A 15,636-nucleotide genomic window follows, 5' to 3' on the forward strand; every position below is an offset into this window, starting at 1 on the left:
TCACTGACTTACTCGTTGCCCTCACCGGCTTCCGCCTTGTTGCCTTCAACCGGCTTTGACGGCTTGCGCAGACGGATATGCAACTCACGCAGCTGCTTCTCATCCACTTCGCCCGGGGCCTGGGTCATCAGACAGGTGGCACTCTGGGTTTTCGGGAATGCGATAACGTCACGGATGGACGAAGCGCCGGTCATCAGCATGACCAGGCGATCCAGGCCGAATGCCAGACCACCATGGGGCGGGCAACCAAACTTCAGGGCATCCAGCAGGAAGCCGAACTTGGCGCGGGCTTCCTCTTCACCGATACCCAGAATACGGAACACCGCTTCCTGCATTTTCTCATCGTGAATACGGATGGAACCGCCGCCCAATTCAGTGCCGTTCAACACCATATCGTAGGCGCGGGACAACGCGTTGGCGGGGTCTTGGGCCAGATCTTCCGGACTACAGGACGGCGCTGTGAACGGGTGGTGAATCGCGGTCAGGCCGCCGTCCGGAGTTTCCTCGAACATCGGGAAATCGACAACCCAAAGCGGCGCCCACTCGGAAGTCAGCATGTCGAGATCGTGACCGATCTTGATCCGCAGTGCGCCGAGGGCTTCATTGACCACGTTGGTTTTGTCCGCGCCGAAGAACACGATGTCGCCGTCTTCGGCACCCACACGCTCCATGATAGCCAGAGCAACATCATCACCCAGGAACTTGATGATCGGAGACTGCAGACCTTCAACGCCCTTGGACAGGTCATTGACCTTGATATAGGCAAGACCTTTGGCACCGTAGATACCAACAAACTTGGTGTAGTCGTCAATCTGCTTGCGCGTCAGCTCGCCGCCTTTCGGCACACGCAGAGCCGCCACACGACCTTTCGGATCCTTGGCAGGACCGGCGAAGACCTTGAAGTCCACGCCTTCAACCAGATCATTTACATCCAGCAGCTCCAGCGGGATTCGCAGATCCGGCTTGTCGCTGCCGTAACGTTGCATTGCCTCGGCATACGGCATTTGCGGGAAGGACGGCAGTTCAACCTCCAGCACGTCCTTGAACAGCGCCCGGATCATGTCCTCGTTCAGCTTCATCAGGGTCTCTTCATCAATGAAAGAGGCCTCGATGTCTACCTGGGTGAACTCCGGCTGACGATCTGCACGCAGGTCTTCATCCCGGAAACACTTGGCGATCTGGTAGTAGCGGTCAACACCAGACACCATCAGCAGCTGCTTGAACAGCTGGGGAGACTGGGGAAGCGCGAAGAAGGAGCCTTCGTGGGTACGGCTCGGCACCAGGTAATCCCGCGCGCCTTCCGGCGTGGCACGGGTCAGGATAGGAGTTTCCACATCCATGAAGCCGTTGCTGTCGAGGTAGTTACGGATATAACTGGTCACCCGGGAACGGAAACGCAGGCGGTTGATCATCTCCGGACGACGCAGGTCCACAAACCGGTAGCGCAGACGCACGTCCTCGCCAACGTCGACATGCTCATCCAGCGGGAACGGCGGCGTTGCCGCAGCGTTCAGGATAGTCAGCTCCTTACCCAGAAGCTCAACCTGCCCGGTCGGCATGTTGTTGTTCTCGGTTCCGGCAGGACGACGACGCACCCGGCCGGTGACCTTGATCACGAACTCGCTACGGACTTTTTCCGCAAGCGCAAAGCTCTCAGGGGTATCAGGATCCACAACAACCTGAGACATACCATCCCGATCCCGCAGATCCAGGAAGATAACCCCACCGTGGTCACGACGGCGGTGTACCCATCCGCAAAGTGTGACTTCCTGATCGATGTGGGATTCGTTGATCCCACCGCAATAATGACTGCGCATACCGGTTCCCGTTACGTTTAATGTGTTCAAATATGGTGCGTGTTCTGGATCGCTTGAAAAATGGTGCGACCATAGCGGAAAAGCCTCCCATTATAAACACAATGGCGGTGAAAATCAGGCGTGCGGGCACGCAAATCAAGCGGTCGGATGACTGCAGGTTGGCAGCCGGCTAGAATGCTTCTTTTTTACCAGCAGATGGAGTCTGAACTTGGCCACCAGAGCGGAGCAAAAACAGAAAACCCGGCGGGCACTGATGGATGCGGCGCTCTCGCAACTGAGTGCGGACCGGGGCTTTGGGAGCCTGAGTTTACGGGAAGTTGCCCGGGAGGCGGGCATCGCCCCCACGTCTTTCTACCGGCACTTTGCCGAGCTTGATGAACTGGGCCTGGCTCTGGTGGACGAAGGCGGCGTTGCATTAAGGCAGCTGATGCGTCAGGCCCGCAAGCGGATTGCCCGTGATGGTGGCAGCGCCATTTCCACTTCTGTAGAAACCTTCATGGAGTACCTGGGCAACAATGCCAACCTGTTCCGGCTGATGCTTCGGGAAAGGACCGGGGTCTCCAAGCCTTTTCGGACAGCCGTTAAGGCCGAGATTGACCACTTTGTGACCGAACTGGCAGATGACCTGCGGCGGATCGCCGACGAGCAGAACAAGCCCCTCTCAGAAGCCAGGCTGGTGGCCGAGGCCATGGTAACGCTGGTTTTCAACCAGGGGGCAGAAGCGCTGGATGCAACCGCTTCCGAACGTGATGAGCTTAAGGCCAAGCTGAAAACCGAGCTCAGAATGATCCTGGTCGGCTCCCAGACTCTGGCGAAACGCAACTGACCTCACCTTCGAACTAGGCACCGGCCTCAAGCTCAGCAAGAACCGGGGCCAGTCTTGAGCGAACCTGCTCCAGTTCCTCATCGGAATAAGCAACCGGCGCCTGCTTGCCCCACACCGGGCCCGGCCAGGCCGGGTCGCCTTCGAACCGCAAGATATGATGAAGATGAAGCTGGGGCACCATGTTACCAAGGGCTGCGACGTTCATCTTGTCGCCGCCGAAGACATCCATCATGGCTTCGCTGAGCGCGGAGGACTCGCGGACCAGCTGGTGCTGCTGGTCCGCCGACAACTGGTAGATCTCACGGATGCCGGCGACCGCCGGCACCAACAGCACCCAAGGCCAGGTGCTGTCATTCATCAGTCGGATTTCACAAAGCGAGGTGCTTCCAAGGCCAATCGTGTCGGCCTTCAGTCGCTCGTGTAACCGGAAAACTTCCGGTTCGCTCATATTCATCCTCCGATTATCTGGGTTTACTCGGAGTGGAACTGGGTGCGGCCACGGCCAATGGCGTAATAAATGAGGCCGTAGCGATCCAGCATTTCCGGCTCGTAGAGATTGCGGCCATCAAAGACCACAGGTTCACGAATGGTCGCAGCAATGGATTCGAAGTCTGGCGACCGAAACTCTTTCCACTCGGTGCAGATAGCGAGAACATCTGCCCCTTTAAGCGCCTGCTCTTTCGTGCCGCACAGGGTCAGGCCTTCCTGATCACCGTAGATTCGCTGGGTTTCCTCCATGGCCTCCGGGTCGAAAGCCTGTACCCTGGCGCCGGCTTTCCAGAGATCTTCCATCAATGTGCGGGAAGAAGCTTCGCGCATATCGTCGGTATTCGGCTTGAACGCCAGCCCCCAAAGCGCAACGACCTTGCCATTGAGATCACCACCAAAATAGTGGCTGATCTTGTCGAACAACACGTGTTTCTGGGCGTAGTTGACCGATTCAACCGCATTCAGCAAGCGTGCTTCGTAACCGCAGTCGCTGGCGGTTCGGGCCAGGGCCTGAACATCTTTCGGGAAGCAGGAACCGCCGTAACCGCAACCAGGGTAGATGAAGTGATAGCCAATCCGCGGGTCGGAACCAATGCCCCGGCGCACGGCTTCGATATCAGCGCCCAGTCGCTCTGCCAGGTTGGCGATTTCGTTCATAAAGCTGATTTTGGTGGCCAGCATGGAGTTGGCCGCGTACTTGGTGAGCTCGGCAGACCGCAGGTCCATAAAGATCATGCGGTCATGATTCCGGTTGAACGGGTAGTAGACCTCCCGCAGCAGTTCCGCAGCCCGCTCGCTGTCGGTACCGACAACAATGCGGTCAGGCTTCATGAAATCGTTGATAGCCGCCCCTTCCTTGAGAAACTCGGGGTTGGACACCACGTCGAAATCCAGTTCCAGGCCACGACGGTCGAGCTGGGCACGAACCGCAGTCCGGACCTTGTCGCCGGTGCCGACCGGCACCGTGGACTTGTCAACGACTACCTTGTAGTCCTCCATGTATTCGCCGATGGAACGGGCTACCGCGGTTACATACTGGAGGTCGGCAGAACCGTCTTCGTCCGGGGGCGTACCCACGGCAATAAATTGGAGTGTGCCGTGACGAACGGCATCTTCGGTATCGGTTGTAAAGGAAAGGCGGCCTGCCTCAACGGTGTGCTTTACGATATTGTCGAGGCCCGGCTCATAGATGGGAATCTGGCCATTCTTGAGCTTTTCAATTTTGCCCTGGTCCACGTCCATACAGAGAACGTCGTGGCCAACATCCGCCAGGCAAGCACCAGTAACCAGGCCAACATAACCGGTTCCAAAAATCGTTATTTTCATCCTTTAAATCCCGATACAAATACAGAAAAGTTATTGGGTGTCGTCAGCTTTTTTCTTCTGCCAGATCGCTTCCCAGGCCAGGGCTGTGCCGACAATGGTATCCAGATTGTCGTAGTCCGGCTGCCAGCCCAGGGTCTGGCGGATAAGTGTGTTGTCTGCCATCAATGCTGCCGGGTCGCCGGCGCGGCGGCCGGTTTCGGTGACCGGAAAATCAACGCCGGATTGCGCCTTGACCACATCAATCACTTCCCGGACCGTAAAGCCGCGACCATAACCGCAGTTCATGACCTTCGAATGACCACCATCTGCCATGTAGTCCAGCGCCATCACGTGGGCCTTGGCCAGGTCCTCCACGTGGATGTAGTCGCGAATGCAGGTGCCGTCCCGGGTATCGTAATCGGTGCCGAAGACACTCATGCCTTCCCGCTGTCCCGTCACGCACTCACAGGCCACCTTGATCAGATGCGTGGCTTCAGGTGTGGCCTGCCCCAACAGCCCTTCCGGATTCGCGCCTGCTACATTGAAGTAACGGAGAATCACATAATTGAGGCTGGAGGCTGCGGCCAGATCCATGATCATCCGCTCGCTCATCATCTTGGACGCGCCGTAGGGGTTGATCGGGGCCAGCGGCAGATCCTCAGTGAGCACCGTCTGCTCAGGCATACCATAGACAGCCGCGGTGGAGGAAAACACCATGTACGGCACTTCGTGCTTTTCGACCGCTTTCAGGAGGTTCAGGGTATTGCGGGTATTGTTGCTGTAGTACTTCAGGGGGTTGGCGACAGACTCCGGCACCACAATATTGGCAGCGAAATGCAGAACCGCCTCAAATCGGTGACGGGAGAACAGATCTTCGATTGCCGCTTCATCGGCCAGATCCCCGACCACCAGTTCGCCGGCGGTGACCGCCCAGCGGTAGCCAGTGGAGAGGTTATCGAAAACAACGATATCGTGACCGGCCTGGCCCAGCTGACGGACCACGTGACTGCCAATATATCCGGCTCCGCCGGTAACGAGGACTTTCATAGGCGAAAACTACTCCTTCCCTGAATTCTGTTTGCGCAGACGCCGGATCTCTGCCCGTCGCCGACTGAAAAACTCACTGATCACCTGACTGCACTGATCTGACAAGACGCCGCCAACTGCGGTCACGTCCCAGTTCAGATGGGGCTCTTCGAGTGTCCGGCGTGCAGACTCTATTGCACCGGCCTTGGGCTCACGTGCCCCATAGACAAGCCGACTGATTCTGCCGTGGACGATCGCACCCACGCACATGGTACAGGGCTCCAGAGTAACGTAAAGCGTGGCATCCGGCAGCCGATAATTGCCCACCCGGGCGGCGGCATCGCGCAGCGCCCTGATTTCGGCATGGGCCGTGGGATCGCAACCGGAAATCGGCGCGTTAAAACCCGCGCCGATTTCCTTGCCATCCAGAACCACCACGGCACCGACAGGCACTTCGCCCTTTGCTGCAGCCTCACCAGCCAGCTGGAGCGCGCGATTCATCCAGCGCTCGTCTTCCGGCGTCGCCTCAGACATCGGACCGGCTCACCCGTCGATTATTCCCACTCAATAGTTGCCGGCGGCTTGGACGAAACATCGTAGGTCACCCGGGATACACCGGTGATCTCATTGATGATCCGGTTGGAAACGGTCTCAAGGAGATCGTAAGGCAGATGCGCCCAGCGGGCGGTCATGAAATCGATGGTTTCAACAGCACGAAGAGCCACCACGTATTCGTAGCGGCGGGCGTCCCCGACCACGCCTACCGACTTGACCGGCAGGAAGACCGCAAAGGCCTGACTGGTCTTGTGGTAGAAATCCGCACGGTGAAGCTCTTCCAGGAAAATGGCGTCCGCGCGGCGCAGGATATCGGCATATTCCTTTTTCACTTCACCGAGAATACGCACGCCCAGGCCCGGCCCCGGGAACGGGTGGCGGTACACCATGTCGTAGGGCAAACCAAGCTCAAGGCCGATCCGGCGCACCTCATCCTTGAACAGCTCCCGCAGCGGCTCCACCAGCTTCATTTTCATGGTTTCCGGCAAGCCACCTACGTTGTGGTGGGACTTGATCACATGCGCCTTGCCGGTCTTGGAAGCAGCGGACTCAATGACGTCCGGATAGATCGTGCCCTGAGCCAGCCAGTTCACGTCCTTGATGTTGGCCGCCTCGTCGTCAAACACATCAATAAAGGTGTTGCCAATTATTTTGCGCTTTTGCTCCGGGTCACTGACACCTTTCAGCTTCGACAGGAACAGATCTTCCGCATCGACCCGAATGACCTTTACGCCCATGTTGCTGGCGAACATGTCCATCACCTGGTCGCCTTCATGAAGACGCAGGAGACCGTTGTCCACAAACACACAGGTCAGTTGATCACCGATTGCCCGGTGCAGCAATGCTGCCGTCACCGAGGAATCGACGCCACCGGACAAACCCAGCAATACCTTGTCGTTGCCAACCTGCTCGCGAATTTGCTGAACCGCATCATCGACGATCTTGGCCGGTGTCCAGAGGGCTTCGCATTTGCAGATAGTCAGGATGAAATGCTCGAGAATCCGCTTGCCCTGCAGGGTGTGGGTTACTTCCGGGTGGAACTGGACGCCGTACAGGTTCCGGCTGAGATCCTGCATCGCGGAAATTGGCGCGCTCTCGGTGGAGGCCAGCAGCTCGAAGCCTTCAGGCATCGCCACCACCTTGTCACCGTGGCTCATCCACACGTCCAGCAGCGACTCACCAGCCGGCGTCAGATGATCCGTGATATCCGCCAGCAGCGGACCCTTGGCGCGAACCTTCACCTGGGCATAACCGAACTCGCGTTTCTCGGAACTGGCAACGCGGCCTCCAAGCTGCTCTGCCATAGTCTGCATGCCGTAGCAGATGCCGAGAATCGGGATACCACGGTCAAACAGCCCTTCCGGCGCCCGAGGACCGCCCAGCTGAGTTACCGACTCCGGACCGCCTGCAAGAATAATCCCCTTCGGATTGAACTCATTAAGCTCGTCATCGGTGATATCGAACGCTTTGATCTCACAGTAAACGCCGATCTCGCGAACACGGCGGGCAATCAGCTGGGTGTACTGGGAACCGAAATCGAGAATCAGGATGCGGTGGTCGTGGATGTTCTGGGCCATGGAGTCCTCGGAGCTGAATAAACAACGCGGCCCTCTGGGGGCCGCGTCTGGTAGGGCAATGGTTAACCGATACGGTAGTTGGGCGATTCTTTGGTGATGGTCACATCGTGCACATGGCTCTCACGCATACCCGCGTTGGTGATGCGCACGAATTCAGGCTTGGTGCGCATTTCTTCCATGGTGGCACTACCGGTGTAGCCCATGGCAGCCCGCAAGCCACCAACCAGCTGGTGAACGATGTTACGCATCGGACCTTTGCAGGCAACGCGGCCTTCGATACCTTCAGGAACCAGTTTCTCGATACCCTTACTGGCGTCCTGGAAGTAACGATCGCTGGAGCCCTGCCCCATGGCGCCGATGGAACCCATGCCACGATAGGCCTTGTAACTGCGGCCCTGGAACAGCTCCACTTCGCCAGGTGCCTCATCGGTACCTGCCAAAAGGCTACCGATCATGACGCTATGGGCGCCTGCGGCAATGGCTTTGGCAATATCACCGGAGAAACGGATACCGCCATCAGCGATTACCGGGACTCCATGCTCTTTCAGCGCTGCGGCCACGTTGGAAACCGCAGAAATCTGGGGCACACCAATACCCGCCACAATACGGGTGGTGCAGATGGAACCGGGGCCAATGCCTACCTTTACTGCATCCGCGCCGGCTTCCGCCAGGGCGAGCGCCGCGTGTGACGTGGCGATGTTGCCGCCAATCACCTGCACGTCGGGGAAATTCTTCTTGATGAAGCGCACGCGCTCCATCACACCACGGGAATGACCGTGAGCGGTATCCACCACGATCACGTCGACCCCGGCTTCGGCCAGTGCGGTAATGCGGGCTTCGGTGTCGCCACCGGTGCTCACGGCCGCGCCAACTCTCAAACGACCCTGATCGTCTTTACACGCCAGCGGGTAATCTTTCGCCTTCTGGATATCCTTGACCGTGATCAGGCCGCGCAGCTCGAAGTTATCGTTAACAACCAGAACCTTCTCGATCCGATGGCGATGCAGCAGCTCTTTCACTTCCTCGAGACAGGCGCCTTCCTTGACCGTAACCAGCTTTTCCTTGGGCGTCATGATATCCCGAACCAGCGTGTCCATCCGGCTTTCAAAACGGATGTCGCGGCCAGTGACGATACCGATCAGGTCGTGGCCGTCCACCACCGGAAGACCGGAGATGCTGTTCGCCATGGTGATATCTACCAGTTCGCGAACCGTTGTCTCGGGCGAAACTGTAATCGGATCCTTCACCACGCCACTCTCGAACTTCTTGACCTTGCGGACGGCTGCCGCCTGTTGCTCAACGGTCATGTTCTTGTGCATGATGCCGATACCGCCTTCCTGAGCCATGGCGATGGCCAATTCTGCCTCGGTAACGGTATCCATGGCGGAAGACAGAAGAGGAATGTTGAGGGTAATACCCTTGGTCAGCTGGGTTTGCAGGCTAACCTCGTGAGGCAGCACTTCTGAATATCCGGGAACCAGCAGAACGTCATCAAATGTGAGGGCTTCTTCGGCAATTCGCAGCATTGGGATCCGCCTTTTGATCGTGCTAAGTTGGGAATTTCCGTGCCGTACCCGCGGCGGTACGACAAAGCAAAATCCTTAATCGATCTATTATAATGGGGCTCTCGAAGACAGTAAACCGGCCCTTTTTTAAGGTTCGATTGCATCTTTTTGAAATTTCGCTATTTTTACCCTCCCTCTTTTCGGCTATTGCGTATGTATAACGACGGATCAGGACCGGCGACGCCGCATCTTCAGGACACCCGCCCCCGGGCACTCAGCGTCAGCGAGCTCAACCACCAGGCCAGACATCTTCTGGAATCGAGCTTTATGCAGGTGTGGGTGGAAGGTGAACTCTCCGGATTTTCTCGCCCCTCGTCCGGCCACTGGTATTTTTCCCTGAAAGACCGGAAATGCCAGGTGCGATGCGCCATGTTCCGGGGCATGAACCAGCGCATCCGCACACCACCGAAAGAGGGCGATCAGGTCCGGATCCGCGGCAAGGTCACTCTTTACGAGAACCGCGGCGACTTCCAGATTATCGTTGAACACGTCGAACCTGCGGGGCTCGGCGCCCTCCAACAGGCCTTCGAGGAGCTCAAGCGGAAATTGCTGGCCGAAGGACTGTTTGAACAGGCCAGCAAGAAACCACTGCCCTCATTGCCCAGGCACATCGGTGTCGTCACCTCACCCACCGGCGCCGCGATCCACGACATACTCACCGTTCTCGCCCGGCGGTGCCCCGCTATACCCGTAACGCTCTACCCCACTGCCGTTCAGGGCAAGGCGGCTACCGCTGACATCGTACGAGCCATCGAAGCCGCCCAGAACCACGGCGTTGCCGATGTCCTGATTATTGGCCGTGGCGGTGGCTCTCTGGAGGATCTCTGGTGCTTCAATGAAGAAGCGGTCGCCCGCGCGATTGCCGCTTGCCGGATCCCCACGGTCAGTGCGGTTGGTCACGAGGTCGATGTAACCATTGCCGATTTCGTGGCTGATCTTCGGGCCCCGACGCCCTCCGCGGCCGCCGAAAAGATTTCGCCGGACCAGTCAGACTGGCTTAAACAGCTAAGAGACCGGGAATTCCGCCTGTCCAACGCCATGGGCCTGGCCCTGAAGCGCCTGGGCACCCAGCTCGGACATCTGAGCGCCCGGTTGCGCGACCCAAGAAGGGAGCTTCTGGAGAAAGCCCAGCGAATGGATGAGCTCGAACTGCGCCTCCGTAAAGCTATTCGACAGCGCCTGACAACCGTTGGCGTGCGCAATGATCACCTGCGCCAGAGACTGGTCATGCAGTCGCCGCACCGCCAGCTCTCGGATAGCCAGGACGCGCTGCGGCGCGTGAGCGAGCGATTGGTTTCGGTAATGCAGCAGGACCTGAAACAGCGTCGCGACAACCTGGAACATGCGGCGCAGACTCTGAATGTGGTCAGCCCCCTTGCGACCCTTGGACGGGGTTATTCCATCGTGCGCGACAACAACGGAAACATTCTTCGGGATGCTTCAAACGTTAACCCCGGCGACACCATCTCAGCCCGCGTTGCACGGGGTGAAATGACTGCGAAGGTGACTTCGGTCAAATCTACAGAAGAAACTGGCCCCTAGACCCCCGAGACTAAGCCAATGGTCTACTAGTCCATGATTTCAAACGGCCTAAAGTTGTCAGGAAACGTATTAAAACAACAACAGGCACGATGAGGTGGAATGTATGGACTACCACTCAGAGTTCCGGCGGTCGATAGACAAACCGGACGAATTCTGGCGTGAACAGGCGGAAAAAATTGACTGGATCGAACCGCCGAAAACCATCTGGCAGCCAACCGACAATGGGCACGGGCAGTGGTTCCCCGACGGCACTCTGAACACTTGCGATGTGGCACTGGATGCCAACATCCGTGCAGGGCGTGGCGACCAGGAAGCCCTGATCTACGATTCTCCGGTTACCGATACCCAGCGCTCCTACACCTACAACGAGCTGACCGATGAAGTGGCCCGGTTCGCTGGAGCCCTCAAAGACCGTGGCATCACCAAGGGCGACCGGGTCATCATCTACATGCCCATGATCCCGGAAGCGGTCATTGCGATGCTGGGCTGCGCGCGGATCGGCGCTATTCACTCTGTGGTCTTTGGCGGCTTTGCTGCCCACGAACTGGCCGTGCGTATTGATGACGCCAAACCCAAGGCCGTGATTACCGCCTCTTGCGGCATCGAAGTCACCAAGCTGATTGAGTACAAGCCTCTGGTCAACAAAGCCATCGACCAGGCCAGCCACAAACCGGAAACCTGCATTGTTTACCAGCGCCCCCAGGTGAAGGCCGACCTTCAGGCTGGCCGTGACCATGACTGGAACGAGTTGATGAAGACGGCTGCACCGGCCGACCCGGTGCCCGTCAAATCAACAGACCCGCTCTATATTCTTTACACTTCAGGCACCACCGGTAAACCCAAAGGTGTGGTGCGCGACAACGGTGGTCATGCGGTTGCGCTGAACTACAGCATGAAGCTGGTCTACGACGCCAAACCCGGCGATGTTTACTGGGCTGCCTCTGACGTTGGCTGGGTTGTTGGCCACAGCTACATCGTCTACGCGCCATTGTTTGCGGGTTGCACGACCATCATGTACGAGGGCAAGCCGGTGAAAACACCGGATGCCGGCGCCTTCTGGCGAGTGGTTCAGGATCACAAAGTGAACATGCTGTTCACTGCCCCGACCGCATTCCGGGCCGTCCGCAAGGAAGATCCGGAAGCAGACCAGCTTTCACACTACGACATCAGTTCACTGAAAAGACTGTTCCTGGCCGGCGAGCGACTCGATCCCGCCACCTATGAGTGGCTGAAAGAGCACACTGGCCTGCCGGTTCTCGACCACTGGTGGCAGACCGAAACCGGTTGGGCCATTTGCTGCAATCCGGTGGGAATCGAGTTAATGGCGACCAAACCAGGTTCGGCAACCGTGCCCTCCCCTGGCTACAACGTGCAGGTAGTGGACATGAAAGGCAGCCAGATGCCCGCCGGCGAGCAGGGTCAGATTGCTGTAAAACTGCCACTGCCACCCGGCTGTATGATGACAGTCTGGGGCGACGATGAGCGTTTCCGCAAAACCTACCTGGAACCGATATCGGGATTCTACAGCTCCGGCGACGGCGGCTTTATTGACGATGACGGGTACGTGTTCGTTATGGGCCGTACCGATGACGTTATCAATGTCGCTGGCCACCGGCTCTCTACCGGTGAGATGGAGGAAGTCGTCGCTTCCCACCCGGCCATAGCCGAGTGCTGCGTCGTGGGTGCGCACGATGATATGAAAGGGCAGATCCCCATAGGGCTGGTTCTGATCAAGGACGGCGCAACCATCGACCATGACGAACTGGAAGACGAGCTGGTGGAGATGGTTCGAGACAAGATTGGCGCCATCGCCTGTTTCCGCCGCGCCCTGGTGGTTGATCGCCTGCCCAAGACCCGTTCCGGCAAGATCCTCAGACGGGTCATCCGCCAGATTGCCGATGGCGAGGAATACGCGGTGCCCAGCACCATTGATGACCCTGCCATTCTGGAAGAAATCAGCGAGCAGTTCCGCCGCTGACAGAGCCACCGTGAAAGCTGCCCGCCCCGCCCGAACCGGGGGCGGGCAATTTTTGCCCAATCAAATCCCAACCTGTTGTTTTTGCCCGCAATAAAACCTTCACGAAAGCTGCAAAAATTTCGTTGACGCCCCCCAAAGTCGGTCTATACTGAAATAGCTGTGAAAATACAGCGGTATTTGGTGAATGCGTTTCAACGTCCTGCCGAAGTGCTCTTCGTTGCCCCTTCCTCAGTACTCTCTGGATTTCTCAGCAACGATTCCATGTGGAATTTTGAAGGTCCCGTGAGGGCAAATTACAGAAAGACAGGAAAGATCAATGTCCGATACTAAAACCGGCCACGTTAAGTGGTTTAACGAGTCCAAAGGCTTTGGCTTCATCGCTCAGGACGGTGGCAGCGACGTGTTTGTTCACTACAGCGCAATCAACGCAAGCGGTTTCCGTACCCTGACCGAAGGTCAGCAGGTACAGTTCACCGTGACACAGGGTCCGAAAGGCCCGCAGGCGGAAAACGTTACCCCGGTCTGAGGGTTTACGCTCCGTCCTTTGCCCCTCACGGGCATCGGAAAACCAACAAGCCGGCACTCGTGCCGGCTTGTGTCGTCAGGACGGCAGGTTTTTCAGGCACCCGCCGATTCAGGTTCGGCTTCCGTCTCAGGCATTTCGATACCCACTGCCTGGGCGACTGCCGAAAACAAGGCCTGCAGGGTGGCAGATGTCGTGTCTTCGGCCAGTGCCGCAGCGCTGCAATGCATACCGTTTGCGGTCAAGCGAATACAGGCCAGTGCGTTGGCATTGGTGCCCTCACCCAGCGCAAACTCGTCGTAAGCCTCGACAGCAATGGAGATATCAAAGCGCATCTCCAGCGCCTCAGATACAGCCTCCACTGCGCCCAGCCCATGGCCATCCAGACGAACCGGCGATGCATCGCGACCCACCGACACCTCGGCATGCACACCCTCTTCGTCCCGGTGCAGATCGTAGGAGCGCAGTGCCCAATCGGCGTGGACTTTCAGATAGCGATCCTCGAACAGGCGATGAATGGTCAGTGAGTCAATCTCGCCACCGTTGGTTTCCGCCTCTCTCTGGACCACCTTGCTGAACTCGATCTGCAACCAGCGTGGCAGACTGATGTTATAATCCCGCTCCAGTACATAGGCGACACCGCCCTTGCCAGACTGACTGTTGATGCGAACCACTTCCTCATAGCGGCGACCAACATCGAACGGGTCGATGGGCAGATACGCGACGTTCCAGGTTTCGCCATCCTTTCGGCGCGCCAGACACTTGCGAATGGCATCCTGATGGCTGCCTGAGAAGGCGGTGAACACCAGTTCGCCGGCGTAGGGATGGCGTGGATGAGTGGAAATCTCCGTACAGGCCTCAACCACTTCGGTGATCTCCGCCATGCCCGACAGATCCAGCGTGGGATCAATGCCCTGGGAGTAAAGGTTCATGGCCATGGTCACCAGATCCATGTTGCCGGTGCGCTCACCGTTGCCCATCAATGTGCCCTCGACCCGATCGGCCCCTGCCATTACGGCCAGTTCGGCGGCGGCCACGGCACAGCCGCGATCATTGTGGGTATGCACACTGATGCTGATGTGTTCACGGCGCTGGATGTTGTCGCAGATCCACTCGATCTGGTCCGCAAACACGTTCGGTGTCGCCATTTCAACGGTGGCAGGCAGGTTGATAATCATCGGCTGGCCCTCTTCCGGACGCCAGACCTCACTCACGGCATCAATCACTTCCGCGGCGAAATCCAGCTCGGTACCGGTAAAGCTCTCCGGTGAATACTGGAACGTCCACTCGGTCTCCGGGTGGCGCGCGGCGATGTCGCGAACCAGTTTGGCTCCGTTGACGGCAATGTCCCTGATACCGTCACGATCCAGACCAAACACCTGCTCCCGCTGAACCGTGGAAGTAGAATTGTAGACATGCACGATTGCCTTTCGGGCGCCGGCCAATGCTTCATAGGTACGCTCGATCAGCTCAGGACGGGCCTGGGTCAGCACCTGGATCTTCACATCCTCGGGAATGCGGTTTTCTTCAATCAGCTTGCGACAGAAATCGAAATCCGGCTGGCTGGCAGCAGGAAAGCCAATCTCGATTTCCTTGAAGCCCAGCTTGACCAGCAACTCGAACATCCGCGTTTTCTGGGCAACAGACATGGGCTTCACCAGTGCCTGGTTGCCATCCCGAAGATCCACGGCACACCAGGTGGGCGCCTTCTCGATGACCTTGTCCGGCCAGCGACGGTCGGTTTTGGCAACAGGTTTGAACGCAACGTATTTGCGATGATCGAAAGCCATGCGTGTAATTCCTTGCGGTTTCAGAAGTGAATTCTTTGATGGGTACAGGTTAACGCGAAAAAGCTGGTATTTGATTGCGAACTTGAGCGGGGAAGCGTATTTTCTAACCTATAAATTGCTTGATAAACGCCATTCTTGGAATTTTATGACCGAAAACAAGAAAACCCTCGCCAAAATTGACAAGATGGACCGCCGAATTCTCGAACAGATCCAGCAGGATGGCTCCCTGACCAACCAGGAACTGGCAGAGAAAGTCGGGCTATCCCCTTCGCCCTGTCTCCGTCGTGTGCGGGCACTGGAGGATGCCGGTATCATCGTCAGAACCGTCACCATTCTGGACCACAAGAAACTTGGCCTTTCTCTGACGGCGATCATCCTGATTGGCATGGATCGGCATACACCCGAGCGTTTCGCGGCGTTTGAAGAGCAGGTTGCCGAGTACCCGGAGGTGCAGGAGTGCTACCTTATTACCGGCCAGGACGCCGATTACATGCTGAAGGTGGTGGTACCGGACATGGACCATTACCACCATTTCCTGCTGAACCGCATTACCCGCATTCAGGGCGTCAGCGGCGTGCACTCCAGCTTCGTGCTCCGGCGAGTGATCGACAGTACTGCCCTGCCATTGGGGTACCTTTCCTGA

13 protein-coding genes are annotated in these 15,636 nt (G+C 57.7%); 5 read left to right on the forward strand and 8 right to left on the reverse strand.

The genetic code is table 11. From position 1 onward, the window contains the following. Positions 1 to 8 precede the first annotated feature (8 nt). Positions 9 to 1,817 (reverse strand): aspartate--tRNA ligase, encoded by a 1,809-nt coding sequence (aspS, locus tag ACGK9W_RS07785; RefSeq protein ID WP_405420193.1) that lies wholly within the window; start codon positions 1,815 to 1,817, stop codon positions 9 to 11. 208 nt (positions 1,818 to 2,025) lie between these two features. On the opposite strand from aspS, the gene fabR reads away from it, so the two are divergent. Continuing rightward, positions 2,026 to 2,643 carry an HTH-type transcriptional repressor FabR gene (gene fabR / locus ACGK9W_RS07790; protein ID WP_008169141.1) on the forward strand — a complete coding sequence of 206 codons (618 nt, stop codon included), beginning with the start codon at positions 2,026 to 2,028 and terminating at the stop codon, positions 2,641 to 2,643. Between the two features lie 13 nt (positions 2,644 to 2,656). On the opposite strand, the gene ACGK9W_RS07795 is transcribed toward fabR, so the two are convergent. From ACGK9W_RS07795 to guaB, 6 genes are all read right to left on the reverse strand, one after another. Next, positions 2,657 to 3,091: an HIT domain-containing protein gene (locus ACGK9W_RS07795; protein WP_405420196.1), complete on the reverse strand. Its 435-nt coding sequence runs from the start codon at positions 3,089 to 3,091 to the stop codon at positions 2,657 to 2,659. Between the two features lie 23 nt (positions 3,092 to 3,114). Further along, positions 3,115 to 4,458: a UDP-glucose/GDP-mannose dehydrogenase family protein gene (locus ACGK9W_RS07800; protein ID WP_273083611.1), complete on the reverse strand. Its 1,344-nt coding sequence runs from the start codon at positions 4,456 to 4,458 to the stop codon at positions 3,115 to 3,117. A 30-nt stretch (positions 4,459 to 4,488) separates the two neighbouring features. After that, positions 4,489 to 5,484, reverse strand: coding sequence for a UDP-glucose 4-epimerase GalE (gene galE, locus ACGK9W_RS07805; RefSeq protein WP_092029772.1), 996 nt, complete (start codon positions 5,482 to 5,484; stop codon positions 4,489 to 4,491). Between the two features lie 9 nt (positions 5,485 to 5,493). Beyond that, complete coding sequence (tadA, locus tag ACGK9W_RS07810; RefSeq protein WP_014577399.1) at positions 5,494 to 5,997, reverse strand: tRNA adenosine(34) deaminase TadA; 504 nt, start codon at positions 5,995 to 5,997, stop codon at positions 5,494 to 5,496. A gap of 20 nt (positions 5,998 to 6,017) precedes the next feature. After that, positions 6,018 to 7,595, reverse strand: a complete 1,578-nt coding sequence (guaA, locus tag ACGK9W_RS07815; RefSeq protein WP_273072746.1) for a glutamine-hydrolyzing GMP synthase — start codon at positions 7,593 to 7,595, stop codon at positions 6,018 to 6,020. A gap of 62 nt (positions 7,596 to 7,657) precedes the next feature. Beyond that, positions 7,658 to 9,121 (reverse strand): IMP dehydrogenase, encoded by a 1,464-nt coding sequence (gene guaB, locus ACGK9W_RS07820; RefSeq protein WP_008169151.1) that lies wholly within the window; start codon positions 9,119 to 9,121, stop codon positions 7,658 to 7,660. Positions 9,122 to 9,313: 192 nt separating this feature from the next. Here guaB and xseA point away from each other — a divergent pair, with 192 nt between their 5' ends. The 3 genes from xseA to ACGK9W_RS07835 all read left to right on the forward strand — a co-directional run bounded on the left by xseA (position 9,314) and on the right by ACGK9W_RS07835 (position 13,206). Then, the gene (xseA, locus tag ACGK9W_RS07825) at positions 9,314 to 10,702 is read left to right on the forward strand and encodes an exodeoxyribonuclease VII large subunit (RefSeq protein WP_405420202.1); all 1,389 of its coding nucleotides are present in this window, start codon (positions 9,314 to 9,316) and stop codon (positions 10,700 to 10,702) included. Positions 10,703 to 10,805: 103 nt separating this feature from the next. Further along, positions 10,806 to 12,680 carry a propionyl-CoA synthetase gene (locus ACGK9W_RS07830; RefSeq protein WP_405420205.1) on the forward strand — a complete coding sequence of 625 codons (1,875 nt, stop codon included), beginning with the start codon at positions 10,806 to 10,808 and terminating at the stop codon, positions 12,678 to 12,680. A gap of 316 nt (positions 12,681 to 12,996) precedes the next feature. Further along, a complete protein-coding gene (locus ACGK9W_RS07835) occupies positions 12,997 to 13,206 on the forward strand; it encodes a cold-shock protein (RefSeq protein ID WP_008169155.1) in 210 nt (69 codons plus the stop codon). A gap of 92 nt (positions 13,207 to 13,298) precedes the next feature. Here ACGK9W_RS07835 and leuA read toward each other — a convergent pair whose 3' ends face one another. Then, complete coding sequence (leuA, locus tag ACGK9W_RS07840; protein ID WP_273073201.1) at positions 13,299 to 14,993, reverse strand: 2-isopropylmalate synthase; 1,695 nt, start codon at positions 14,991 to 14,993, stop codon at positions 13,299 to 13,301. A 145-nt stretch (positions 14,994 to 15,138) separates the two neighbouring features. Between leuA and ACGK9W_RS07845 the strand changes: the two genes are divergently transcribed. Further along, positions 15,139 to 15,636, forward strand: a complete 498-nt coding sequence (locus ACGK9W_RS07845; protein WP_008169158.1) for an Lrp/AsnC family transcriptional regulator — start codon at positions 15,139 to 15,141, stop codon at positions 15,634 to 15,636.

It is taken from the genome of Marinobacter flavimaris (genome assembly GCF_045057155.1).
Taxonomy (GTDB): domain Bacteria; phylum Pseudomonadota; class Gammaproteobacteria; order Pseudomonadales; family Oleiphilaceae; genus Marinobacter; species Marinobacter manganoxydans.

Excerpts from the sequence above, each read along its gene's own strand:
- aspS (WP_405420193.1), bottom strand. The coding sequence starts at position 1,817 with ATGCGCAGTCATTATTGCGGTGGGATCAACGAATCCCACATCGATCAG.
- ACGK9W_RS07795 (WP_405420196.1), bottom strand. The coding sequence starts at position 3,091 with ATGAGCGAACCGGAAGTTTTCCGGTTACACGAGCGACTGAAGGCCGAC.
- ACGK9W_RS07800 (WP_273083611.1), bottom strand. The coding sequence starts at position 4,458 with ATGAAAATAACGATTTTTGGAACCGGTTATGTTGGCCTGGTTACTGGT.
- galE (WP_092029772.1), bottom strand. The coding sequence starts at position 5,484 with ATGAAAGTCCTCGTTACCGGCGGAGCCGGATATATTGGCAGTCACGTG.
- tadA (WP_014577399.1), bottom strand. The coding sequence starts at position 5,997 with ATGTCTGAGGCGACGCCGGAAGACGAGCGCTGGATGAATCGCGCGCTC.
- guaA (WP_273072746.1), bottom strand. The coding sequence starts at position 7,595 with ATGGCCCAGAACATCCACGACCACCGCATCCTGATTCTCGATTTCGGT.
- guaB (WP_008169151.1), bottom strand. The coding sequence starts at position 9,121 with ATGCTGCGAATTGCCGAAGAAGCCCTCACATTTGATGACGTTCTGCTG.
- xseA (WP_405420202.1), top strand. The coding sequence starts at position 9,314 with ATGTATAACGACGGATCAGGACCGGCGACGCCGCATCTTCAGGACACC.
- ACGK9W_RS07830 (WP_405420205.1), top strand. The coding sequence starts at position 10,806 with ATGGACTACCACTCAGAGTTCCGGCGGTCGATAGACAAACCGGACGAA.
- ACGK9W_RS07835 (WP_008169155.1), top strand. The coding sequence starts at position 12,997 with ATGTCCGATACTAAAACCGGCCACGTTAAGTGGTTTAACGAGTCCAAA.
- leuA (WP_273073201.1), bottom strand. The coding sequence starts at position 14,993 with ATGGCTTTCGATCATCGCAAATACGTTGCGTTCAAACCTGTTGCCAAA.
- ACGK9W_RS07845 (WP_008169158.1), top strand. The coding sequence starts at position 15,139 with ATGACCGAAAACAAGAAAACCCTCGCCAAAATTGACAAGATGGACCGC.